The following is a 25,839-nucleotide window of genomic DNA, read 5'->3' on the forward strand; positions in this document are numbered from 1 at the left end:
GAGTGTTCTTTACTCATTCGAGCGTTCCTTCACTCATTTATCTTTTATTTTGAACCTATAGCGTCTATCTTCGCCTGAGCATCCGTCATTGCGGTATCCACATCTTTTTGTCCTGTAAATACTTCCTGCTGTGCGGTGTAAATTGCTGCGGAGATTTCCGGCCAATCAGGTGAAGGGCCTCTGGATTGTGCACTCGGCATTACTTCCGCAAATACGGAACTGAGAGGATCGTCCGCAAACATTTCCTGAACATTTACATCGGCTCTCGGAGAAAAACGTCCGATGGATTTGCAAATATCCTGTGACTTTTCTTTACTTGTAATCCAGGTTAAGAATTTCCATGATGCTTCTACATTAGCGCCGGTACAGATAGCAACATTCTCACCTCCGAGTACGGAAGCATATTCTCCGTTATCCGCCTTCGGAACTTTTGCAACGCCGTAAGCAAGGTCCGGAGCATCGTCTGCAAGTCCCGAGAACTGCCAAGGGCCGTTGATCATCATGGCCGCCTGTCCAGCTGCAAATTGTTTTTCAGCATCTGCCTGTGTCCAGTTTACGCACTCTCTGCTGATATAACCTTTTTCAATTAAGCCATATAAATATGACATAGATTCTTTAGAGCCTTCGGAAGTTAAATCGGTTACACTTCCTCCTGAAGATAATAACCAGGGCATATACTGGAAAGTGCCTTCTTCATTGCCGATTGCGGAAATAGCCAATCCTTTGCATGTATCCGTTGTCAGCTTTTCACAAGCTGCTTCCAGCTCAGACCATGTGGTAGGTACCGCTATCCCTGCCGCATCCAGCATTTCCTTGTTGTAGAAAAGGCCCAGGCAGTTATTTCCCCACGGAAGTCCGTATAATTTACCTTCATAATAGCAGGAGTTAATAGAACCCTCCATAAAACTTGCATCTTCCCATGAATTGTAAAGATCTGTGATATCTTCGAAAACACCCATGGACGCATAAGAGTTATGATCCGGATTATCCACCATGCCGCAATCGGGTAACTCTCCTGATACAACACCGATCGTATATTGCTTCATGAGCTCATCTCTCGGTAAATATTGAGCTGTTACATAAATTTCATCCTGTGCATTGTTGAATTCTTCCACTGCCTGGTTCACATATTTTCCTTCTTTGTCTTCCGACATATAGTGCCAGAAAGTAATCTCTGTCCTTCCGTCTGCGGATGTCGTGCCGGAACCGGAGTCGGTACTTGCGGCATTTTCGTTTTCCGCCGCCGTATTGCCTGCTGCCTCTGTTGCCTTCTCTCCGGAAGTCGAAGCTGTGCTGCTTCCGCATGCCATAAGCGTTCCTGCGACCATTGCCAGCGCTGTTAATAGTGCTATACTCTTTTTCATTTGTTACCCTCCTTCGTTTCTTTATAATTTTAGTATAATCGCTAGAGTACAAACAAAAAATTCCAATATTTTAAAAAAAGTGTATAAAACCCTTCTATTTTCTTGTGTTTTTCTGTACATCTATTGCAAACTGCTTGGCCGAAACCCCCGTATATTCTTTAAATACTTTGGAAAAATATTTCTGATCCGAATATCCCACACTGCATGCCACTTCATAAATTTTCATATCCGTAGATAAAATAAGCTCCTTAGCTTTTTCTATCCGGACTTTTTTTAGATAGTTGGAAAATGTCATTTTTGTTTCTTTGGCAAATAGATTACTTATATATTCAGGTGTCAGCCTGAATTTCTCGGCAAAAGTATCCAGGCCCAGACGCATGCCGTAACTCTTCTCCATAATCGCAATCATTTCCTTCACCATCTCCGAATATTCTTCCTCTCCCGGACGATAGGCTTCTTCCCCGTTTCCTGCCAGCTTAAGCAGTAATTCCTTGACGCTGGATATCGTAGCCGGCTTTAACAGATACTCTTTTACGCCAAGACGCATTCCCCTTCTCGCATATTCGAAATCGGCATAACCGCTCAGTATTACAAACGTACAAGCAGCGCCCATTTCTTTTGCCTTTTCGATCATTTGCAGACCGTCAATCTTAGGCATCTGAATATCAGTAATCACAATATCGGGCTCCAAATCCTGAATCATCTTGAGACCCTCATATCCGTTCTCAGCTTCTCCAATTACCTTACATCCCATATCTACTTTATTAATAAGGCTTCCGAGGCCCTGTCTGATTCTGAATTCATCTTCTACGATAACAATCGTTTTCATCACCTATCTCTTCCTTTCTTTTTGTCTGTTCGGTATGATCAGAATAAATTCGCTGCCTTCACTAAGCTTACTGTTAACAATAATCTCCGCTTCTTCCTGATAATATATCCTAAGCCTGTGAATGACATTACTGATTCCTATGCGCTTGCTGTTAAGAGGTCCTTTTTCCTCTATTTCTTGCTTAATCTCCGCAATCACCTCGTTATCCATACCGCAGCCATTGTCCTTAATACGAATTTCGAGTTTTTTATCCGGGCGCACAAAAGCTTTAACATAGATCATTCCGCCTTCCTTTACCTCTTCAAAAGCGTGCAATATCGTATTTTCAATGATCGGCTGCAAAAGCATTTTATAAATGGGAAATTCCATTGCTTCCTCTGTAATATCATAGCTGCAGTCAAAGGAATTATGAAAACGGTCTCTTTGGAGAAATATATACTTTTTCAACCAGCTGATCTCCGCCTCCAGAACCACTTCCATATCGATGTTGGAAACGCTGTATCTCAAAAGGCTCCCTAAGGTTCCCAGCATATCGCTGATTTCCTCCTCATCATGTTCGATGGCTCTCCAGTTAATGGAATCTAACGTATTAAAAAGAAAATGGGGATTAATCTGAGCTTCGAGGGCCTTTATCTCCGCATGCTTTTGGCTGATTGCCGCCGCCTTAATTTCCTCATTTCTCTGACGGAGCATTTCTACAAGGGAATTAACCCTTTCCGTCATCTTATTGAACTGTCTGACAATTACATACAGCTCATCTTTTTCATTCACATCCACATTAATCTTATCTTCGCCTATTCCTTCATAATCATGGATACCCTGTGCTATCTTCTGGATAGTTCCTATATATTTTCTGGATGTAAAAAACACGATCAGAAAGAAGAAACAGGTAACCGTTATCATGAGAATAAAGACCACGCTTACCAGATGATAAATATCTCTTCTGTATACGGCAGTATCAATAATGTTTACAATTGTCCAATCGGTTCCCTCTATCTTTTTTCTGTTTTCCGATATTCTTTTGATATTGCCGAATTCATCGTCCAGGTAAGCGTTATAATTCTTATTTAAGTAGGCATTGGGAACCCCTGCTATGATCCTGTCCTCATCATTTAATATTACCGTGGTAATTCCGCTTTCCTCTTTCCCGTTTCTTTGATTCTCGTCACCTTCATCAAACAAAAGTACATCATTATCCAGCGCCATAACCAATACACCTTTTTGCTCTTTTGTCTTGAGATGCTTTACCGGATATCCCATCATTATAACATAATCATCTCTTCCTTCCGTATTGCTTAAATTAACGGAGGCTATAAATGATAGTTTCTGCTCTTTATTGATTTTGTCGTAAATTTCTTCTCTTTGCTCCGGATCCGACCAAATGCTCTCATTCATGCTGCCATACCATTTCGAATAAGTCACGTACTGTCCGTTATCTGCTATGAAAGCGGCACTTCGGATGCTTTGGTAGGTGTAAACGCTCCTTCGAAGCAGGGTCTCCATGGCTGCTCCATCTACTAAAAGAGTCTCTTCATCTCCTTTATTAATGCTGTCAGCCAGCTTTATGCATTCGTTGTTGATGAGGAGTTCATACATCACACCCTTCAAGGCATCCATTCTTTCCTGAACTACGACCCCATGCTGTCCTGTATTCTGCTCCACAAGGCTGTAGGCGCCTTTTAAAATACTGTTGTAGTATATGATGCTTGCCGAAAAGGTTATGATGATGATGGGGAGCACTGCCATAAGCAGATATACGATGATAACCTTCCTTTGTATGCTAGATTTCCTTCCAAAAAAACCTTCTATGTATTCTTTCATGCTGCTGTGTTTACCTCGAATTTTGCAATTTTTAGCGGTTGTTTGTCAATGATGTTATTATACACTAAATTATTACCTTTTGTGATATTTGTAAATTCAAAAAGTCTTATTCGCAACTGGAATGTTGTGGAAGGAAATCTTATCCCCATATTCCAAACTCCGGTTTCCAAACCGCTTTAGCAGGACTACCTGAGTCAGGTAATACTTCCTGCGCTATCTGCCTCTGTAAAAAATCAGCCTCCAAAACATACTCTTCGTATGCTCCGGAGGCATATTGGGTAGACAATATTGTACCACTTTGCTAAATTAGTTTATAATATTTATTACTATATTGCTTTTAAAAACAAAGAAGCAGTGTACATATTCCTACGTTTACTTCCTTTTTTGTTGTATTTTTTTATTATTTTTGCATTTATCTTACTACTATATTCTCCCAAAAATCTAATTCTAAACATATATAGAAAGTTTGGCCCCTTATAAAGGGCACTCCAAATATGGATAACACGAAGGACAATATCTTAAGATATATCCCACATAAAATGTGTGTGTCGAATCTTCCTTGCAAAAATTACGATCATTCGCATTCTTGTTCAATGTATTATAACAATATTTTTTTTTGAGCTCTCAATTCGTTTTCTGTAAAATTAGTATTTTTTATGGCATTATCTAGTGCAGACTCATCCCAAATATCTCCATACTCGATATATTTGTTTCCGTTTACAATTCCATACATTTTTCCAATAGATGAAACAAAAAAGTATGTTTTTTCGCGCTGTGAAACAGGTGAATATTCAACGGTTTTTTGTGATTCTTTACTTAATAGAGGTAAAAGTTTGTTGATTTCTTTATTGTCAAAACGTGTGGGTGGAACATTTACTTCAGGAAAGAACCAGTATTCATACAACTGCCATTGTGCTATATTTTGAAATCTAATAAGTTTGGCTATTTCTATGAGCTGGTGATAATTATGTTTATGAACTATAGTATTTATTCTAACTTTTACATTAAGCTTGCTAAGTTCCCCGATTTTTTGTAAGACTAATTCATAATGCCCCTGCCAATTTCTAAACTTATCATGTACTACCCCAATACCATCTAATGGTAAGGCAATTATGTCAATATATTTGTCAATTGCTGAATATGCTTCATATGATAAATGTGAAGCATTACTATCAACATGAATTGCACAGCCTTTTTGGCTTATGTATTTGAGAAGCTCAGTAAATCCCTCGTTGCAAAAAGGCTCTCCGCCTCCAATTGTTATCACATCGGGTTGGAAGGTTAATATTGCATCGACAACTTTTTTCCATATTACAATATCGCCATTATTTGCATCGACAAAAGGTATATAGCAAAAAGGGCAAGTGGAATTACAGGATCCCCTAAAATTAAACGATATCCTGCTGATTTTGTGACAAGTAAACATCAATAGCCTCCTGCATATACGGCATCAATGTATAATTTTGGAGTTGGGAAGGGTGCATCCAATTATAGTCACTATGCTCTTTTGAATTCAATACTACGTCCAAATTATTTGTCTTTGCCATAAAAACAATTTGTGTTGTTTGTCTAAAAGGTAATTGATCATTATTTGAGTATACTGATAAAACTCGCCTTACTTCTATCTCTAATTGGGTTTCCTCTCTCACTTCTCTAAGCAAGGCTTCTTCAATTGTCTCCCCACTTTCAATACCTCCTCCTGGGAAATCCCACAGTTCGGGCTGATAAAGATTGTCTTTTGAGCGTTTCAACACGAGAATAGTCCCTGATGCCTGAATGATTGCATGCACTCCTACATATCGACGCGGTTGGTGAGTCTCTCTAGCATTCAACAACTCCAGAAGCCTATTTCGATGTGCTTCTTCATTTTCCTTCCATGAATCATATGCAGTAGAAAAATTCCAAAGCATATCAAAATTAGCGATAGCTTTTTCATAAAATGCAGTATTAGTGGAAACAGCAATCTCAAATGTTGACATATTCTTTGCGTAACGTGTGTCTTGCATAAAGTTAGAATATGGTTCGTAGTAACACTTTGTATCTGTTAAAAGCACAGACGCAGTTATTTCAAAGTCTATAAACCTCACAAGTAAATCCGGGTATTTTAAGACAAGTTGTTCGTAACTTGATAACGCATCTTGCAATTTTATCGAATACCATTTTGATTTAATATAGGCAGAAATGATATCTTCAGCTGACATTGTCCCTGCAATCAATGATGTGTAGTTTTTATTATTTTCATCTTCGCTAAATGCAGTGAGAACAGCGTAATACGACCAAGGATTGACTAACAAGACTTGAATTGTTGTACCTTGCTGTCTAACTTTCCTTGTTAATATATCCCTAAACCGCCCACCAATACTACCTATAAAAGAACTTCCACTACGAGCTAACAATTTAATAGAATTGCTACTTTCGAGTGCTTCTCTTTTATCCAATTGCCTTTCTTCTGGGTTTGCCGAAGTAAAATAGTTTTCTAATCCAAGAGCCTGAAAATGATTCGATGTGCAACTATTGTGAGATAAAGAGAGGTTTTTAAGGCAATGTATGAAGATTTTTGCTAACTGTTGCTTTAGCACAGAGTGAAAACACGAAATATCAAATGAGATTATAGTTAATTGCCTACTTTCAAGTGAAGAAAGTAACTTTACAGACTGCTGCATTTCTGAATCATTTATCGCCTCTATGTTTGTATACTTCCTTAATGTACGATATTTTTGATACGTAGTACTCAAACACAAAAGCAAAAATGGTTTTTCGCTCAGCAAAGCAGCTTCCAATTCATCGTCCCAAGTTATGCGACCAATCTCTTCCATAATAACAAAAACACAAATATCTGCATGTTGAACTGAATCAGTTGAATTTTTTATCCAAGAAGATTTTGTTGAGTTCCAATATAAGATGGTTCCAGATTGATACCACATAGGTTCACCAGCAAAGCCTTCCACAACATCATTGAAAGGTATTTCAATAGCGCTTACATCAGATGCTCCACAAAGCATTATTTTTAGCATGACTAAATCTCCTTTAATTTAACAATATTCATTATGTAGAAAGTTACCAACAATTGCATAAATGATAACAGTTATTCTATCCAAGGAGCAATATGAAGCCATATTCATTGTAATATCAATTCTTTAAAATATGGCAAATATCTTGCTTTCATCATGTGAACAAATTCGTCGGTTCAGAATGTATAATATATTCTTATTAGATGTAGCACAAATATATAGATTATTATTTAGCAGGTATTTCAACAATTTTTGTCAGGAAATGCAATCCCTTCAAAATATTCTTCGTTTTTCAACAGCCACATATAATTTCAATCTCCGACAACATTTTTGGTCAAACTTTTTAGTTATCTACAATCTTATCAACTAGTCTTCGCATTATAGCCATAATCAGAACATAGAGTAGCTTCCCATTATTGCTATAATATCTATCATAGATTACATTTTTACAACCTCATTCTATTAAAACAATTATGCAATCCACTATTACTTAATTCATTTTATTGTATTCAATCACCTCGTTGTCAAATAGGCTCTGCAACTGTACTTTCTCGAAACGCTATGTGCAATACAGAAACTAACTCCTTTTTTGCACTATTAAGAATTGCTTGATTATAATCGTTAACTCATCTTTTGATGTTGATTAGGCAGATATTACAGTGCTGCAACTTTGTCATTGTTATTAAAAGCTACTGAAACTTTCATTAAACATAGTAGTCGCCCGACAAAATTACTCAAACAGATATCCGTTTTTTAGCTGGGGGGTTTCTTCGGATGCGCTATCACATATGGATAACGTTATATGGAGTTCTGATAAAAAACTAGAAAACTTTTCATTATGAAATTCCCCTTTTATATTTGTAATATAATATCATATTTTTACAAATTTTACTATATTTAAACAGTTAAATATAATCTTTTTGCGTATAATTCTTAACACTACCATTTTAGCCAGTGGAACGCCATTGCAGCACACTTATTTTTTATCCATAACCTTACAATAAATTACCGCCGCCACCGTGCTTAAGCAAGTAGCCACAAGCGCCGGCGCAATTACTGCGGTGGGGTTTGCACTTCCATATTGGCTTCTGTATACAATCATGTTGACCGGTATCAATTGCAGGGAAGAAATATTCAATATGAGAAAGGTACACATTTCTTTGCTGGCCGTCCGTATTTTTTTATCTCCGGTATATTCCGGGTTCCCCCTCTCTCTTTCCAGCTGCGCTAATGCTTCCATAGCCTTGAGCCCTGCCGGAGTGCAGGCCCAGCCAAGCCCTAATATATTTGCAATAATATTGGTGGATATATATTCCCTCGCCGCATGTTCCTTAGGTATGCGCGGAAACATAAATGACATGAACGGCTGAATACCATCGGTCATTTTCCGAATCAGCCCGGAGGTTTGAGCAATCTGCATCAGACCGACCCACAAGGACATAACGCCCATCATCGTAATACATAACGACACCGCCTCGCCTGCGGAGTTTAAGGCTGCGTTGCTCACAGCCTTTATATTTCCTGTAAGCGCTCCGTAAATGACCCCTATAATAATCATAATCGCCCAAATATAATTTAACATATGAATCACCATCTATTTGTTTGACTAAACTATATTCGCGTTCCCATTCATATATTCCGGCAAAGATTATATATCCGCTTCTTTATGCACGTTCTTGTTTCGTTCTGAATTCCTTAATTTAGCACGTTACTCCTATGGAACAAAAAAAGAGCTGCGCACTAGTATAATGCGTCAGCTCATTTTCTTGCCATATTTTATTCTACATTTCTATGTCTGTCTTCCATATCTTCATGGGAAATCTGAAGCTTTTCTTCCAATAGCATAACAATAATATCGAACAGCATAAATAAATGTTGTTCAAAAAGATTACCCATCGGCTGAATGGAAGGAACTGCCCTGTCGTCCGTTCCGTTAAATACGCTCGCGGGAACAAAAAGGACATAATCTGCCAAACGTGGAGTTATTTCATTCGGAGAGCCCGTTACCACTGCAATTTCTGCTCCCGTTTTTTTCGCTTGTTCCACAACATAATGGATATGTCCTATTTTACCTGAGCCGTTAGTCGCTATAAATAAATCACCTTTCGTCATTCCTGGCGTTGTATCATCCCATATCCAATGTACTTCTTTGCCCAGATGCATTAATCGCATTGCGAAAGCCCTGCTGGCTATGCCTTCCCGTCCTACTCCCATTACAAAAATGCGGTTTGCCCTTTCAATTGCATTCATCAAATCAACTGCTTCCTTCAAGTCCTGCTTTTCAAATGCCAGCCTATGCTCTTCTAATATGGCTTTGCTTAATTCTTCATATCGTACTGCCGTGTCCATGTATTTTTCTCCTTTCTCTGTTCGCACAAAATATATTGTATATTACATTTAATATTTATCATGCTTTCGCCTTCATACTCATCTTAAGTTTTTTATATTCACTGTAATTACCGATAATGTGGTTCAATCCGAGTACGCAGACTAACATAATTCCCCAAATTAATTTCTTTGTATACGGCGATAAAGACATGATCGTAAATGCACTGGACATCACCTGCATCAACAAAATAGCAATTACAACTCCCTGAACCTTTCCTTTTCCGCCGTTCGGATCAATTCCTCCTACTACGCACACAATCATGGTCTGCAATAAATAAGAATCCCCATATCCCACTTTCGCTGAATTTACGCGGCTCAATATAATAATACCGGCAATACCGGCAAGCAGTCCCGTCAATAAGAAGGTGCTGATACACATTTTTTCATTATGAATTCCACTGAATCTGGCCGCTACCGGATTTCCTCCGTATAGATAAAAATTCCTGCCAAAGGATGTATAGGTAAGCACCAATCCCACGATAACCGCAGCTCCAAGGAATATCCAGAAAATAACAGGAAGCTCTAACAATTTAGCTTTTGCTATCATAGAAAATTCCGGTATTAAATCGCCAACGCTCGCGCCGCCGGTTACTGCCATTCCTATACCCTGAAATAAAGTCATCGTTCCCAGCGTTGCTATCAGCGGCGGTGCAGAGGTTTTCGATATCAATATCCCGTTGAACGACCCGAATAAAAGGCTGCATACTATCGCGAAGATAAGTGCTAAAATGATTCTTGCCGCTCCGTCGGTTCCAAACGATAATTGCCCGTTTAACACATAAGCCGTAAAAATTGCTACGGTATTGGCATTCGCTATAATAGACAAGTCAATACCACCCACCATATTCGATAACATCATGGCCAATGCTAAAAAGCCGAATTCCGGCACTTGAAACAGCATGGACTGGATATTGTTCAGCGATAGCAACGACGGGCCGATAATTATCCGAAGCGTAATAAATATTGCAAATGTCAATGTCACTAAAATACTCAAGTTCAAATCACGATTCATATATTCTCTTATTTTTTTCATCATATGCCTCCTATTCCGTAAATATCAAATGGCTTCTGTTCTTGATTCTTTCCTGATAGGAAGTTATCGCAACGGAAACTACTAATATCGCTCCTACAAACAGATTGTTCCATGAGGAAGACAAACCAATCAATATTAGCGTAGAGTTTAAAAGATAAATAATGGTAACTCCCAAAATTGTGCCGAATATTTTACCCTGTCCGCCCGTTATCTTAGTTCCTCCAATTACCACCGCCGCTACGACCATAAGCTCATTGCCAACCAGCTTATTCGGATATAACGCATTGATCTGCGCTACATAGATAATGCCCATAATGCCTGCTAAGAAGCCCGAATACGCATATACAAACAATCGGATTTTAAAAGGATTAAATCCTGCTCTCCTTGCAGACTCCTCATCATTTCCAATAGCAACGATACCTCTTCCTATCATCGTCTTATAGAGAATCAGCCATGTTGCAATTCCTATTAACAAAACAGGAACAAGAGATATTGTCAATCCTACCGCTCCATCCTCTGTTACGATCTTAAATATGGTTCCTTGTCCGAATTCATGCAAGCACTCCGGCAAGACTCCGGCACCAAATGATTTATCGCTGATAAAAGTCGTCATAACCCCATGGTATAAATTTTGTGTACCTAATGTAATAATAAAAGGCGGCAGCTTCAGCCAGTTAATCAAAAGAGCGTTTATCAAGCCCAACCCTATTCCGATCATTCCTGAAAAAAGAAAAGCAATTCCCAAATTATCAATTCCCAATGCAATCATGACATTAATCGTCGTATAACTGCCAAACAGTGCAATTGCCATAAAGGAAACATCGATTCCTCCGGATATCATCACTACCAACAAACCGATGGCAACAATCATTGTTGTGGAAGAAGTTCTTATAATGTCAAATATCGTTTCAAAATGAAGAAACGCCGGATTTTTAATACTGACCAATATACTGTATATAATAATAATTAAGAGAAGTATTTTCTGAAATTGATCCACTTTTTTGATCTTCATTACATTGCCTCCTTTATTTCCGTATTTTCTCCGCTGCTGATCAGATTGCTTATCTTCTGTGCTGCATCCTCTTGGTTCAAATCATCTTCGTTCAATGTCACAACACATTTTCCTTCCGCCAGTACAACAATTTTATTGCAATTTGCCATGAGCTCCTGAATCTCATCGGAAATAAAAATAATCGCCATGCCGTCATCGGCAAACTTATGTATCTGTTCATAAATTTCTGCTTTCGAACCGATATCAATACCTACGGTAGGCGTATCCATAATGAATACCTTCGGCTTGGTCGCAATCCATTTTCCGATTACCACTTTCTGCTGATTTCCTCCGGAAAGTGTTCCTATTATAGTGTCGATAGAAGGAGTTCTGACCTTTAATTCCTTTACACATTCCTCCGCTAACTTTTCTTCTTTTTTTCTGTTCAGGATTCCCCTGTTCGATAAGGCATTTACCAGGGCGGAAGACACATTTTCCTTAATTTTTCTTTCGATAAACAATCCTTGATGGAAACGGTCTTCCGGAAGCAATGCAATGCCGAATTCCTTCGCTTTCATCGGAGAATTGATCTTGACCTCTTTTCCCTCCACCTTAATACAACCACTTTGGGTTTTGTTCAGTCCGAATAACGACATAGCCAGCTCAGTCCTGCCGGAACCTAACAAACCGGTAAGTCCGATAATATCTCCTTTTCTTATTGAGATGTTAATATCTTCATATTGGTCCTTACGTGTTAAATGTTCAATTTCCATAATCGGCTGATTATCTTTGCACTTCCTATGATATCTCGGATATTCTACCTCGCGTCCCGTCATATAATGTGACAGACTCTTTTCGTCCAGGTCCTTACTGTTAAAATCACCGATCTTTTCTCCGTTCCTAAAAATCGTGATCGTATCCGCTACCGAAAATATTTCATCCAGTTTATGGCTAATGAATACAATTGCCAATCCTTTTTTCTTCAGCTCAACAATAATTTTCAGCAGTCTTTCTACTTCCTTTTTCGTTAATGCCGTGGTCGGCTCATCCATAAAGAGGATTTTGGCATCCTGTGCCAGCGCCCTGCAGATCGCTGTCAACTGTCTGTTCGCCATAGAAAGCTCTCCGACTGTCTGATCCATATCAATCGATACACCGATCCTATCCAATTGTTCTTTTGCAATTTTCTTTATTTCTTTCCAGTTTACGATCTTTTTCTTCTCAAAGCTTAGCTTGCTTATCGCTATGTTTTCAGCAACGGTCATATGTTGAAACAAGGATAAATCCTGATAAATAACCTGTACCCCTTCCTTCATTGCCTGATAAGGAGTCAGGCTATGGTAAACGTTTCCATTTAATATAATTTCTCCTTCATCCGGGGTATGAACTCCTGAAATATTTTTTACCAGCGTCGATTTTCCGCATCCGTTTTCGCCCGCAAGACAGTGAATCTCTCCTTTGTTTATGGATAGGTTTATTTCTTTGAGCGCTTTTACGCCGATAAAGGATTTGCTTAGATTTTTCACGCACAGTATTTGTTCCATTCTTTTACCTCCATCTCTTCTTTTCTTTTACAAAAAAATGGAGAACGGTTACCACGCCGTTCTCCATTTCTACCTTATCATGTGATAGCAACCTGTCATATGGTGTGTTTAGAAATTATAATCATCTACATTCTCTGCAGTAAATTCTAACGGTGCAAAGCCATAAGCAATATTGTTCTCAACGTTAACACTTTCATAGCCTGTAATCTTTAAGTCTGTTCCTGTCTCTACTCCCTGACCGGAAGCTAACAGATAAGCCGCATAGCAGGTTGCGTATCCTGCATCTGCCGGTCTCCACGCTAATCCATGCGCCATGGAGCCATCCTTTAAATAAGTCGAGGACATAGAAGGCAGTGCCAGAGAAACAACAGGAATTGTCGTCGCTTTATCTTTTTCCAGCAATGCTTCACATATTCCGCCGCCCTGTGCAGAACAATCGAAGAATCCGTTAATATCCGGATAAGCCTTTAAAATTTCAAGGGTCTTATCATGAGCTCCCTCTACACTGTTTCCATCTTCATAGGGTTCCTCCGTAACACATTCCATATCCGGATAATTTGCTTCAATGTATTCTACTGCCGCTTTATACCATGCCATATGTGTTTCCATCGTAAGGCCGCCGACAAATCCGGCATATTTTCCCTTACCACCCATGGCCTCTGCCAAACTTTTACCGAATAACTGTCCGAATTCTTCATTAATAAAAGCTTCTACATCCAGATCTACTTTGTCTGCCGTACCCGGTGCTTCATGAGTTACTACTACGATTCCGGCTTCTCTCGCTTTTTCAATCGTCGGTACCAAGGCCTCCGGATCATTGGGTACAACACATATCGCATCTACTCCTTGAGCTATTAAATCTTCCATAATAGCAATCTGGCTGGCAGCATCACCTGTCTCAGGTACCTGAACCGATACGTTGAGTCCCGTATCCTTTTGGAGCTGCTCAACACCTGTTACCATGTCATCAAACCAGGAATCACTTTGTTTTACTACCATAACAACTTTGTAGTCTGCCGGATCTGCTGATTTATCCACTGCCTCTGCCGATGCTTCTGTTGTATCTTCGGTTTCGGCCTCTGTCTCCGCCGCCGCATTATCTGTGGCTGCACTGTCTGCAGCTGCCGGTTGGTTACTGCTTCCGCATCCTGCTAACATAGATGCGAACATTGTCATGCACATGAGCATTGCCATCATCTTTTTCATTTCATTTTCCTCCTTGTTGTAAGCTTTGCTTTATAAGTATATTATATGGAATTCTTCTGTTTTTCCTATCCAATTATCCGTTGTCGTTTTTCAAATTTCCGACCTGTTTTTTCATCTTTGGAAATAACCTTGTAATAAGAAATAGGATAGATTATAATCTGTCCATACTGCGTATTATAACGTATTATATCTAGTGAGAGGATTGGGATTATGAGGAAGGCATTACAGTATTTGGAATATAAATTAAGTTGTTTTTCGCTTAATACTAAAATTATTTTTATTATTCTAGTAGTCTTATTTATTAATGTAGCTGCTTCACTCGTAAGCATCGATATGGTTCAAAAATCCAGTAATCGTTTACTGTATGAATCATTACAAGGCTCCTTAAATTACACTGCGGAGAATATTTCTTTTAAATTATCCAATATAGAATCCATGTCAAGCTCTATTCTATCAAACCAAAATATACGCAAAAATCTAATTGCATTAGATGAAGAAACTTCTGAAATCGGAATACGAAATATTAAGAACACTTTAAAATATTTAATCAGCGATTACTACCAGACATATAAACTAAATAATATCAGCTATATTAATTTATATAATCCCCGCTTTGTTACTTATAGCTATGAGAGTAAAAGTACTTCCACTCCGGATGACATTCATCAGGCAGTTATCCAAAAAGCCAATCAAAATTCGGGCTATCCGTGCTGGGTAACCGATTACTGTAATACCTATGGCCTTTTTCTCGGAAGAGATTCAAGGAAAATTAATAACTTGAAATATGAAACGATCGGTACCTTAGTTGTTTCCATCGACATGGAAAAAATGATCAAATCCTCGACCCGGTCGTTATTGGATACGGACTTTGCCCAGTACATTATATATGACGGAACACATGAAATCTTCCATTCCAAATCCTTAGACGCCTCTACTGTGGCATCGATTCAATCCTCTCTCTCTGAAAATTACGATGTGCTTAAGATCGGAAAAAGCAAGTACTTTTGCGTACGGGGAACTATTTCCAATCCTTCATGGAATTATATTTGTTTAATTCCATATGATTATATTTCAGACACCATTAATATGTCCATGCTTCTTTCCTTGAGCGTTATACTTTTCTGTGTAATAATGTCTTTGATTCTTTCCAGATTGTTGATTCGCTCCATTATGAAAGATTTTTATCTTCTTATACAGAAAATGGATGCCTTTGGAAAAGATGAATCGAAATTACCCGATATAGGAGGGCATTATGATCACCGTAAGGACGAAGTCGGAATGCTCCATAATCAATTCGATCAAATGGCCATCAAGCTTCAGCTTCTGATTCAAGAAAACTATGTAAACGAAATTCTTAGAAAAGATGCTAAAATAAAAGCTTTGGAAAGTCAAATCAATCCGCATTTTCTATATAATACTTTGGAATCCGTAAACTGGCGGGCAAAAGCAATTGGGGAAAAGGATATTTCACTTATGATCGAATCACTTGGCTCCTTGCTGCGGGTTACACTTAGCAATAAGGATACCCAGCATACCGTTGCTGATGATTTGGATATTGTAAAATGCTATATGAATATTCAGAAAATACGTTTCCCTGACCGCTTATCCTTTATAGAAAATGTGGATCCTTCCATTCTCCAAGTCGAAATTCCGCTGCTTATTTTACAGCCCTTGGTAGAAAATTCCATTAACTATGGCATGGAAGAAAGTATCGATGTGTGCCATATCGAAATAGAAGGGCATATTTGCAATGAAACGGTATTTATAAACATCATAAACAGCGGTTCCCAATTCGAGGAACACCTTTTGGAAAAGTTAAATAAGCAAGAGGTAATCCCACATGGCTTTGGAATTGGACTTTTGAATATTCATCAGCGCATCCAGCTTACCTACGGCTCCTCCTATGGGCTGAATCTATACAATAAGGACGAGGATACCGCTGTCGCCCAAGTAACCATTCCGGTAAATAAAATATAAAAAATAGGAGTGTATGCTTACATGTTGAAATTATTAATTGCAGACGACGAAAAGATAATACGCGAAACCATCTCCGAATTAATTGATTGGAAAAGCCTGGGTATTTCATTGATGGGAACCGCTAAGGACGGGATAGAAGCATATAATATGATTCTCGACGAATATCCGGACATTGTACTCACAGATATCAAAATGCCCGGTCTATCGGGATTGGAGCTGATTCAGAAAATTTATGCAGTCAACAAAGATACTCAATTTATCATTTTAACCGGATACAGCGATTTCGAATATGCGAAAAAAGCGATGCAGTATGGCGTGCGCTATTATCTGCTTAAGCCCTGCAATGAGGAACAGATTATATCCAGTTTAAAAGATGTAATACATGACTACTATGATAAGCTTGCGACCAGAAGAAATGTGCAGGATAATTTACCGCTCCTTAACCAATTCCGGCAAAACCTGCTTATCAATTTAATTAACGATGGCCTTACTTCTCAAAATTCTTTATCCAAGGACAGTTATGTTCCGTTCCATAAAGATTACAGTAAATACCTGGATTTTTATACCACTCTCTACGAGGTTTGTTATTTCTATTATCTTATAGAAGAGAATATGCAAAATCTTATTGATTTAATTGAACATTATCGTGAAAATAATTCTCCCGGTATTTCTTTTAATTATCTCTATGTGCATAATACTCTTGTACTTTTTTTTCCTTCTTTTGGTACTTCGTATGAAGAAATGGATGTATTTATGTCTAAGCTCAATTTTTCTAATCAAAGTACCGGGATTCTATATCAGAGAAATTCTTTTGACAACTTTGAGTTGGCTTTAAATAAGATTATTTATCATATACGCCTTTATGAACAAATTATATATACCGATGGCACAATAGTAACGAGAATAAGCAATTATCAAAATATTATCCGCGAAGTTCAAAACTATACTGCGCAAATTTACGTAGACGACAGAGAGGAATCCGCAAAGGCTATTCATTCATTGCTCAGCGTTTTGCAAACCATAACGGATATTAATTTTTTAAAGCAGCTGGTTTCTTCCGTTATCGTTATATCTTCCTCCAAAAATATATCCTATCACGCTCTTTTTGCCGCAGAATTTCTAGCGGGAGTAGGGTCTTCCTCCAATTGCCAGGAAATTACAAGCTCTCTTAGACAATTATTGGAAACCCTCTATCATAAATATCATTCTTATACTGCTGCCGGCACTATTAGCGCCAAGATACAGACTTATGTACAGGAACATTTATCCGATCCGGATCTTTCCTTAAAGTGGATTGCCGACAATTATCTTTATATGAATGTGGATTATGTAAGTAAAAAATTTATTAAGGAAACAGGGGAAACCTTTTCTAAATATTTAACTGATGAGAAGGTTAAGAAAGCCAAGGAGCTTCTGGCAGAACAAAATCCCATAAAAATTCAGGAAATTGCAGAGCTTGTCGGTTGCGGAAATAATCCGCCGTATTTTAATCAGATTTTTAAGAAAAGTACAGGATTGTCGCCAAGCGTTTATATGAAAAAAATTCATGGCGATGTATAGAAGTAGGAAGCCGCTGCAAAATATTTGCAGCGGCTTCTTGCTAAGATACTTATTATTTTCATTAATTATTAGTGTTAGGTACTAGCTTCTGGAACGCATAGCTGCAATGGTACCGCCATCGCACAGTATGTCAACACCTGTCAGATAACTGCATTTTTCACTCGCCAGGAACGCCATCAGCTCACCGATTTCTTCCGGTTCTCCAAGCCGTCCAAGCGCACTCGCCAGCGCGAAGGATGCCGCCTGTTCTCCTTCCAGTTCGCCCATAGGAGTTTTAAAGGTCCCAGGAGAAACGGAGAGTATGCGGATTCCATTTTTTCCATGAATACAAGCAGCTTTTTCCGAATACCATACCACGAAATTTTTCGACAGCGTATATGCCATATTCGAGCTCATTTCTCCCGGAACGGAGGAAACGATGCCGAGCATTTTTTCCTGAAAAACGGAAGAATCGCTTAGACTCAATTTATATACTTCCGAGGGAACCTTATCCGCAGGCACCATGTACGCAGACATGGAAGAAACATTTAGAATGCAGCTTCCTGCCGGCATTATTTTAGCCAACTCTTCGTTCATATAAATAGTTCCCATGGCATTGACATTGAAAATAATATCTCCGCCGCCCATGTGGGGAGACATTCCTGCTGCATGAATCACGGCCTTCACTTGGCCTAATGACTGCACGTGCTCCGCCAAAGTCTGAACGGATTCCCTGCTGCTTACATCACAGGGGAAACTCTCCGCTTCCACACCCATACTGTGCAGCTTAGCAAGCGCATTCTCAAGCTTGCCGGGAGTACGTCCTACCAGCACAATATAATGGTCTTTTCCCATAATTTCAGCAGTTGCCAGTCCCATGCCGCTTCCGCCGCCTGTAACAACACAAACATTTTTCATCGCACTATTCTCCTTTTTCTTGAAATACATGATATAATACTTCCTATTATCCTCAGTATATCCGTTAAAGAAAAATAATGCAATCGACGATTTTCCCTACCATTCGATTACGGCAGTTCCCCACGTGAGCCCGGCGCCAAAGCCGGACATAACTATCTTATCTCCCGGGCTAAGCATTCCCTTCTGATTCATCTCATCCAGAAGAATGGGTACGCTTGCCGCAGATATGTTCCCGCAATGATCCAGACTTAAAGGGAACTTATCTTCGCTTACTTTCAGACGCTTTGCTACGGACTGAATGATTCGGATGTTCGCCTGATGAAGTACAAAATATTTAATATCCTCTGTTTTCAGCTGCGACGTTTCAAGCACCTTTATAATAGATGAAGGCACAGTACTCACTGCGAACTTATACACTTCCTGACCATCCATGGATACATAACCCATTTCAAAGGGATTTTGAATCAACGGGTTATTATTTACACGGTCCCTGCACGCAAGAACACTTCCCTTTGCTCCATCAGATCCCTGAGAGAAGGCAAGCAGGCCCCTCGCGCCGCTTCTTCCTATTTCGTGCTCTCCCGATTCTTCGTCCGTATATGCCCGCACTACGGCTGCCCCCGCTCCGTCTCCAAAAAGAACACAGGTGCTTCTATCGTTCCAGTCCATAATTTTGGACAGCGTCTCCGCCCCGACCACCAGCGCCGTTTTATAAATTCCTGACTGCAAATAAACGTAAGCAGTATGAAGGGCGAACATAAAGCCGGAGCAAGCAGCGTTTATATCGAAAGCTACTGCGCTTGCCGCACCTAGCTTTGCCTGCACCTCGCAGGAGGTAGATGGAGTTACATAGTCTCCGGTAATTGTCCCCACAATAATTAAATCGATATCCTCCACACCGATTCCTGCATTTTTAAGCGCTCTTTGCGAAGCTTCCGCAGCCATGGAGGCTGTGGTCTCTTCCTTTGCCAGCCTTCTCTCTTTTATACCCGTACGGCTGGAAATCCATTCATCGGAGGTATCCATGATTTTTGATAAATCATCGTTGGTTACCACACTTAAGGGGAGACAGCTTCCCGTCCCTATTATTCTCATCATAATAATAACCTTGCCTTTCTAACACTATTCTCCGTCTATTTCAAATTCTTTCATAATATCCTTTACATGTTCCAGCTTCTTGGCCCTGCAAGCATTTGACCCGCAGAAAAGAAGTCCGTCCTTTACATTTCCATTTACTGCATTTATGAGAGCCTGCGTGATGCAATACGGCGTTTCTGCCGGGTTGCAGGTTATGATACAATCGAAGCACTTCCTGGGAGGTATTCTTCCTTCTGCAGTTCTTCTCGTAAACTCGTTAGCAATGGCACGTGCCGGCATTCCTACCGGACTTTTTACGATTATAATGTCTTCCTCAGAGGCATCTATGTATGCCTGTTTGTATGCCTCAGAAGCGTCGCATTCATAAGTCGTTACAAATCGGGTCGCTACCTGGACGCCGGAGGCTCCAAGTGAAAAAGCGTGCTCCGCATCTTCTCTCGTATAGATTCCTCCCGCAATCACTACCGGAATTTCTCTGCCATGCTCACTTGCGCATTCTGTTACATGCCCGATAATCCTGCGGATTTCTTCGTCATAATTCAGCTCCTCTATATGGCTGAGCTGCTCCCCCTTAAAGCCGAGATGTCCTCCGGCCAAAGGACCTTCTATAACGACCATATCCGGTAATCTGTCATACTTCTTCATCCAATATTTTAAGATAATCTGCGCCGACTTAAGGCTTGAAACGATAGGCGCAATCTTTGTCTTGGCCTTTCCTACCAGCTCAGGCAGAGTCATCGGCAGCCCTGCCCCCGATATGATAATGTCCACGCCTGCAGCTATTGCTGCCTTTACGTATTCCTCATATCGTTTTGTCGCCACCATAATATTAACGCCGATAATTCCGCTTCCGGCAATTTTTCTTGCTTTATCTATTTCCTCTTTTATAGCACGGAGATTACACCCTATCGGGTCTCTGCCAAAGTTTTCGCTTTTGTAACCGATTTGCGCGGTGGAGATTACGCCTACACCGCCCTGAGCCGCTACTGCTCCCGCCAGTCCGGACAGACTGATACCTACGCCCATTCCGCCCTGGACCACCGGAATCTTCGCTGTCAGGTCTCCGATTTTTAAGGGTTTTAATAAACTATCGCTCATGATTCCTCCAGGCTGCCTATGGCAAAAGTAAGCTCTGCCTGCACTGCCAGCTTTCCATCCACATATGCCTTTGCGCTTCCTATGCCGATAGGGCCTTTTATTTTAATAATTTCTGTTTCCAGCATAAGTACATCTCCGGGCACAATTTTTTTCTTGAATTTTGCCGAATTGATTGCTCCGAAATATGCAGTCTTTCCTTTGAAACCGGGCTGACTGAGCAATGCTACGGCACCTACCTGCGCCAGTGCCTCCACTACAAGCACTCCCGGCATAACCGGCTCTGACGGGAAATGCCCCGCAAAAAACGGCTCGTTATAGGTCACGCATTTTTTTCCCTTCGCCCTTACGCCCGGTTCCAGCTCCTCTATGGTATCCACGAGCAGGAACGGGTGTCTGTGAGGGATGATTTCCATAATTTCCTTTGTTGTCAAAACGGACATCTCTATCTCCTAATGAGTGTTCTTTACTCACTCTTCATTTATTTTGTCTTTTTATTCCGTGTATTTCTTTGCAATTATAGTGGAATTGTGTCCGCCGAATCCCAGCGAATTAGAAAGTGCGTAAGTAAATGCTTCTTCTACAGCTTCCTTGCAATAATCCAAGTCACACTCTTCATCCGGGATCTGATAACCCACTGTGCGGTGAATATAACCCTCTTCCAATTCCTTTACACAAGTCACGAATTCAAGAGCTCCTGCTGCACCGAGCAAATGACCTACCATAGATTTTGTTGAATTAATTTTTACATTCCGGGCATGATCGCCAAAGGCTTTCTTAATCGCTCTCGTTTCGAATAAATCGTTGTGATGAGTGCTCGTTCCGTGGGCGTTGATATAGGTAATGTCCTCGGGCCGGATTCCCGCATCCCCGATGGCAAATTCCATGGCCTTCGCCGCACCTTCCCCATCCTCCGCCGGGGAGGTGATGTGATAAGCGTCCGCCGTACAGCCATAGCCTACTACCTCTGCGTAAATCTTAGCGCCTCTCTTTTTTGCATGCTCCAATTCCTCTAAGATTACCGCTGCCGAGCCTTCTCCCATGACGAACCCGCTTCTTTCCTTATCGAAAGGAATGGAGCATCTGTTTTTATCTTCCGAAGAAGTGAGTGCCGTCAACGCTGTAAACCCGGCAACACCTACCGGTGTAATACTGCTTTCCGTTCCTCCGGCTACCATTACATCCGCCTCTCCGTACTGAATGGAGCGGAATGCCTCTCCGATAGAATTGGTCCCTGTGGCGCATGCTGTAACAACATTAATATTTTTTCCCTTCAACCCGAACTGAATTGACACATTACCCGCCGCCATATTACATATCATAAGGGGTACAAGCAAGGGATTAACGCGCCCAGGCCCTTTTTCCAAAAGCTTGGTATGCTCTCTTTCCATGGCTTGCAGGGAACCGATACCTGAACCCATGGAAACTCCTACTCTAAATCCGTCTTCCTTTTCCATATCGATTCCGGCATCCTCAAGCGCCTCTTTGGTAGCCGCTACCGCATACTGACTGAACAGCTCCATTCTCTTGCCCGCCTTGACATCCATGAAATCCTTCGCCTCAAAGCCCTTTACCTCCGCCGCCAGCTTACACTTGTATTCGGAAGTGTCGAACTTTGTAATTTTATCAAATCCTACTTTTCCTGCTTTCACACTGGTCCAAAATTCATCCACACTAAGCCCTATGGGCGTAATAGCCCCTAAACCGGTAACAACTACTCTCCTGCTCATTTTTATACTTATGCTCCTTTCAAAATCTGGAGACTTTGTGCGGGTGTCCTTGCACACCTTAAGCTCAAATCTCCTTCTGCCATTTATCATCTCTGCCGCCTAGGCCATACCACCATCTACCGAAATTACCTGACCTGTAATATACCCAGCCTTGTCGCTGGCCAAAAATGCCACCATTTCCGCAATGTCCTTCGGCTGCCCGGCACGCTTAAGCGGTATCTGTGCAATAACCGCTTCCCTTGCAGCTTCACTCATAGCCTGTGTCATATCCGTATCGATATATCCCGGCGCAACTGCGTTCACCGTAATATTTCTGCTTGCAAGCTCCTTCGCCATACTTTTGGTAAGCCCGATCACTCCGGCTTTGGAGGCTGCATAATTCGCCTGACCGGGATTGCCCAGCACTCCGGATACGGAGGATAGGTTTATGATCCTTCCGCTCCTTTGCTTAATAAATGGCCGATACATATGCTTTATCGTGTTAAAGGTCCCTTTTAGGTTCGTATCTATTACCCCATCAAAATCCTCTTCAGTCATCTTGATCATAAGGTTATCTTTTGTAATTCCTGCGTTGTTTACAAGAATATCGATATGTCCGAACGCCTCCAGCATATCCGTTATCATTCTTCCGCAAGCTTCATACTCGGAAACTGAGCATTGTACCGACACTGCTCTTCTTCCAATAGCCTCAATTTCCTTTACCACCTCGTTCGCCTTGTCTGCACTGCCGTTGTAGTTTACAATGATATCTGCTCCATAGCTTGCCAGCGTAAGTGCTATTTCACGGCCGATTCCCCGGCTGGCACCAGTTATAAGCGCTACTTTTCCCTCTAACATTTTCATACTCCTTTACCTTTATTTGTAACCATTATTTACCTTCTTTGTACCTTCATAGTTACGTTCTTCTATCGGAGACTATATCTGTTCAAGCTTCTCCAAATCTTCTACTTTTTCAATATTAATTGCTTTTACGTCCTTGTTAATTTTCCGTATGAATCCGCTGAGCGTCTTGCCCGGCCCTATTTCTATAAATGTATCAACTCCGTCCTCCAACATGCGCTCCACGCTCTGCTGCCATTTCACGGACGAGGATACCTGACGTACTAAGAGCGGCTTCACCTGCTCCTTATCCGTTACGTAATCTCCTGTTACGTTGGAAAGATAAGGAACCCCTATATCGTTCACCTCAGCACTTTGCAGCTCCTCTCCCAGCTTTTCTCCGGCCCCTGCAAGAAGGGGAGAATGGAACGGCCCGCTCACATTCAGAGGAATACATCTTTTCGCTCCCTCCTCCAGTAACTGTGAACCTGCTTTTTCTACTGCATGTGCCTCTCCCGTAATTACGATTTGTCCCGGGCAATTATAATTGGCTATACTTACAGAACCTTCTATCTTTTCACATATCTTTTCTATTATATCTGCCGGAAGGCCGAGTACTGCTGTCATGGCTCCCCCCTGGGGCACGGCCTCCTGCATGTAAATGCCTCTTTTTCTCACTATCCTGAATATATCCTCCGGGCTCATGATTCCTGCTGCTGCAAGCGCACCGTATTCTCCCAGACTTAAACCTGCCGTCACATCAGGCTTATATCCTTTTTCCTCTATCGCTTTTAAAATAGCGACCTCAGTCGCAAGCATCGCTATCTGTGTATACTCCGTAATATGAATTCTTTCATTTTCCTCGAAGCAGAGAGAAGCTACATCCAGGCCGACTGCTTTTTCTGCCAGTTCGAACATTTCCCTGCTCACAGTAAACCCTTCATAAAAGTCTTTTCCCATCCCAACATATTGCGCTCCCTGACCAGGAAAAATAAATGCTGTTTTACCCATAATAAAATCTTACCTCTCCATTCACCATTTTACTTTGAATATCAAAATATTATATTAAAAAAAAGAAATCTGCCCGTACTGTTCACTAGCAGCTTAACACTTGGTGTTAAGCTGCGTAAGAATGTGATTCAGGAGATGATTTCTGCTTCGCGGAGCGAATTAAAATGCAAAGTTTTGCATTGCAGAAATCATGCGTTACTGAAAACAAAGTGAACAGTAATCTCCGCCCATACGGACCTCGTGTCTTACAACTTCAATAACTTTTCTGCCTGCAACATGATTTTCCGAATGATTTCACTGCAGCTCTTTTCTTCTTTTATCAGGCCGGCTATCTGTCCTGCCATAATTGTTCCGTTTACTACATCGCCGTCTACCACGGCCTTTCTCAGTGAACCCAGCGTCAGATATTCCAACTCCTCGAAGGAAGCGCCTTCTTCTTCCAGCTTCAGGTATTCCCTCGTCATTTTATTTCTAAGGGAACGCACCGGATGACCTGTGCTCCTTCCTGTCACCTCCGAATCGATATCCTTGGCAGCAAAGATTTTCTGCTTAAAGTTGTCATGTACGATGGATTCCTTCGCAGTTGCGAATACCGTACCCATCTGCACAGCTTCCGCTCCCAGCATTATAGCTGCTGCGAAACCTCTTCCGTCGGCAATTCCGCCTGCTCCTACCACCGGGATATTTACAGCGTCCGCTACCTGAGGAAGTAAAGACATAGTGGTGGCCTCGCCTATATGGCCTCCGGCTTCGGTTCCTTCTGCAACCACCGCATCCGCACCTGCACGCTCCATCATTTTAGCCATGGCCACGCTGGCAACTACAGGAATCACTTTTACTCCTGCATTTTTCCATAGCTCCATGAATTTGCCCGGATTGCCGGCGCCTGTGGTCACTACCTTCACGTCTTCCTCCACGATGAGCCTTGCCACTTCTTCGGCATTTGGATTCAACAGCATGATATTCACGCCCACCGGTTTATCTGTCAGCTTCTTCGCCTCGCGAATCTGCTGTCTCACAATATCCGCAGGAGCGCTGGCCGCTCCTATCAGTCCCAGACCTCCGGCTTCGGATACCGCCGCCGCAAGGTGATACTCTGCAACCCACGCCATGCCGCCTTGTATGATCGGATATTCGATTCCCAGTAATTTGGTTATTCTCGTCTCCATCTTATGCTTCTACGCCTTTGTTCTTCATATATTCTATTACAGCTCCAACCGTCGTAATCTGCTCCAGATCCTCAGAAGGAATCTCGATACCGTATTCTTCTTCAAAAGCCATAACCAATTCGAATAAATCGAGGGAATCCGCTCCCAAATCATCTTTAAAGGAGGATTCTTCCGTAATTTCAACACCGTCTAAGCTCAATTGTTCCTGGATAATTTCTTTTACTCTTTCTAACATTTTAATATCTCCTTTTATAATACTTATCTTTTTAAAATTAGTTTGATATTCAAAGTATATT

The 25,839-nt window shown here is 41.0% G+C and carries 22 protein-coding genes; 2 read left to right on the top strand and 20 right to left on the bottom strand.

The window, feature by feature from the left end; all coding sequences use genetic code 11:
* Positions 1 to 44: 44 nt before the first annotated feature.
* The 11 genes from CC90_RS0115000 to CC90_RS0115060 all read right to left on the bottom strand — a co-directional run bounded on the left by CC90_RS0115000 (position 45) and on the right by CC90_RS0115060 (position 14,187).
* A complete protein-coding gene (locus tag CC90_RS0115000; RefSeq protein WP_031391571.1) occupies positions 45 to 1,364 on the bottom strand; it encodes an ABC transporter substrate-binding protein in 1,320 nt (439 codons plus the stop codon).
* 94 nt (positions 1,365 to 1,458) lie between these two features.
* Positions 1,459 to 2,193: a response regulator transcription factor gene (locus CC90_RS0115005; protein ID WP_031391572.1), complete on the bottom strand. Its 735-nt coding sequence runs from the start codon at positions 2,191 to 2,193 to the stop codon at positions 1,459 to 1,461.
* Positions 2,194 to 2,196: 3 nt separating this feature from the next.
* Positions 2,197 to 4,014, bottom strand: coding sequence for a sensor histidine kinase (locus tag CC90_RS0115010; RefSeq protein WP_031391573.1), 1,818 nt, complete (start codon positions 4,012 to 4,014; stop codon positions 2,197 to 2,199).
* Positions 4,015 to 4,612: 598 nt separating this feature from the next.
* Positions 4,613 to 5,440 carry a radical SAM protein gene (locus tag CC90_RS0115020; RefSeq protein ID WP_031391574.1) on the bottom strand — a complete coding sequence of 276 codons (828 nt, stop codon included), beginning with the start codon at positions 5,438 to 5,440 and terminating at the stop codon, positions 4,613 to 4,615.
* Positions 5,403 to 7,028, bottom strand: a complete 1,626-nt coding sequence (locus CC90_RS23265) for an NUDIX domain-containing protein (protein ID WP_051869637.1) — start codon at positions 7,026 to 7,028, stop codon at positions 5,403 to 5,405. The genes CC90_RS0115020 and CC90_RS23265 overlap by 38 nt, the downstream gene beginning before the upstream one ends.
* Before the next feature lie 973 nt (positions 7,029 to 8,001).
* Positions 8,002 to 8,607: a nucleoside recognition protein gene (locus CC90_RS0115035; protein WP_031391575.1), complete on the bottom strand. Its 606-nt coding sequence runs from the start codon at positions 8,605 to 8,607 to the stop codon at positions 8,002 to 8,004.
* A 194-nt stretch (positions 8,608 to 8,801) separates the two neighbouring features.
* The gene (hxlB, locus tag CC90_RS0115040; protein WP_031391576.1) at positions 8,802 to 9,374 is read right to left on the bottom strand and encodes a 6-phospho-3-hexuloisomerase; all 573 of its coding nucleotides are present in this window, start codon (positions 9,372 to 9,374) and stop codon (positions 8,802 to 8,804) included.
* Positions 9,375 to 9,432: 58 nt separating this feature from the next.
* Positions 9,433 to 10,449: an ABC transporter permease gene (locus CC90_RS0115045; protein ID WP_242843318.1), complete on the bottom strand. Its 1,017-nt coding sequence runs from the start codon at positions 10,447 to 10,449 to the stop codon at positions 9,433 to 9,435.
* Between the two features lie 7 nt (positions 10,450 to 10,456).
* Positions 10,457 to 11,458, bottom strand: a complete 1,002-nt coding sequence (locus CC90_RS0115050; RefSeq protein WP_031391578.1) for an ABC transporter permease — start codon at positions 11,456 to 11,458, stop codon at positions 10,457 to 10,459.
* On the bottom strand, positions 11,458 to 12,981 hold the full coding sequence (locus tag CC90_RS0115055; RefSeq protein ID WP_031391579.1) for a sugar ABC transporter ATP-binding protein: 1,524 nt from the start codon (positions 12,979 to 12,981) through the stop codon (positions 11,458 to 11,460). Before CC90_RS0115055 ends, CC90_RS0115050 begins: the two co-directional genes overlap by 1 nt.
* Before the next feature lie 108 nt (positions 12,982 to 13,089).
* A complete protein-coding gene (locus CC90_RS0115060) occupies positions 13,090 to 14,187 on the bottom strand; it encodes a substrate-binding domain-containing protein (protein ID WP_031391580.1) in 1,098 nt (365 codons plus the stop codon).
* Between the two features lie 210 nt (positions 14,188 to 14,397).
* On the opposite strand from CC90_RS0115060, the gene CC90_RS0115065 reads away from it, so the two are divergent.
* Positions 14,398 to 16,164 carry a cache domain-containing sensor histidine kinase gene (locus tag CC90_RS0115065; protein WP_108702644.1) on the top strand — a complete coding sequence of 589 codons (1,767 nt, stop codon included), beginning with the start codon at positions 14,398 to 14,400 and terminating at the stop codon, positions 16,162 to 16,164.
* A 21-nt stretch (positions 16,165 to 16,185) separates the two neighbouring features.
* Positions 16,186 to 17,724: a response regulator transcription factor gene (locus CC90_RS0115070; RefSeq protein WP_031391582.1), complete on the top strand. Its 1,539-nt coding sequence runs from the start codon at positions 16,186 to 16,188 to the stop codon at positions 17,722 to 17,724.
* A gap of 81 nt (positions 17,725 to 17,805) precedes the next feature.
* Here CC90_RS0115070 and CC90_RS0115075 read toward each other — a convergent pair whose 3' ends face one another.
* From CC90_RS0115075 to acpP, 9 genes are all read right to left on the bottom strand, one after another.
* Entirely contained in the window at positions 17,806 to 18,621 is an 816-nt protein-coding gene (locus CC90_RS0115075) for an SDR family NAD(P)-dependent oxidoreductase (RefSeq protein WP_031391583.1), read from the bottom strand.
* A gap of 96 nt (positions 18,622 to 18,717) precedes the next feature.
* On the bottom strand, positions 18,718 to 19,722 hold the full coding sequence (locus tag CC90_RS0115080) for a beta-ketoacyl-ACP synthase III (RefSeq protein ID WP_108702645.1): 1,005 nt from the start codon (positions 19,720 to 19,722) through the stop codon (positions 18,718 to 18,720).
* Between the two features lie 21 nt (positions 19,723 to 19,743).
* Complete coding sequence (locus CC90_RS0115085) at positions 19,744 to 20,817, bottom strand: NAD(P)H-dependent flavin oxidoreductase (RefSeq protein ID WP_031391585.1); 1,074 nt, start codon at positions 20,815 to 20,817, stop codon at positions 19,744 to 19,746.
* Entirely contained in the window at positions 20,814 to 21,257 is a 444-nt protein-coding gene (fabZ, locus tag CC90_RS0115090) for a 3-hydroxyacyl-ACP dehydratase FabZ (protein WP_031391586.1), read from the bottom strand. Before fabZ ends, CC90_RS0115085 begins: the two co-directional genes overlap by 4 nt.
* A 51-nt stretch (positions 21,258 to 21,308) precedes the next feature.
* On the bottom strand, positions 21,309 to 22,544 hold the full coding sequence (gene fabF / locus CC90_RS0115095; RefSeq protein ID WP_031391587.1) for a beta-ketoacyl-ACP synthase II: 1,236 nt from the start codon (positions 22,542 to 22,544) through the stop codon (positions 21,309 to 21,311).
* A gap of 99 nt (positions 22,545 to 22,643) precedes the next feature.
* Positions 22,644 to 23,381, bottom strand: coding sequence for a 3-oxoacyl-[acyl-carrier-protein] reductase (gene fabG, locus CC90_RS0115100; RefSeq protein WP_031391588.1), 738 nt, complete (start codon positions 23,379 to 23,381; stop codon positions 22,644 to 22,646).
* Positions 23,382 to 23,459: 78 nt separating this feature from the next.
* Entirely contained in the window at positions 23,460 to 24,374 is a 915-nt protein-coding gene (fabD, locus tag CC90_RS0115105) for an ACP S-malonyltransferase (protein WP_031391589.1), read from the bottom strand.
* A 245-nt stretch (positions 24,375 to 24,619) separates the two neighbouring features.
* Entirely contained in the window at positions 24,620 to 25,543 is a 924-nt protein-coding gene (fabK, locus tag CC90_RS0115110; protein ID WP_031391590.1) for an enoyl-[acyl-carrier-protein] reductase FabK, read from the bottom strand.
* Between the two features lies 1 nt (position 25,544).
* Complete coding sequence (gene acpP / locus CC90_RS0115115) at positions 25,545 to 25,778, bottom strand: acyl carrier protein (RefSeq protein ID WP_031391591.1); 234 nt, start codon at positions 25,776 to 25,778, stop codon at positions 25,545 to 25,547.
* Positions 25,779 to 25,839 lie beyond the last annotated feature (61 nt).

The organism is Kineothrix alysoides, assembly GCF_000732725.1.
Lineage (GTDB): Bacteria > Bacillota > Clostridia > Lachnospirales > Lachnospiraceae > Kineothrix > Kineothrix alysoides.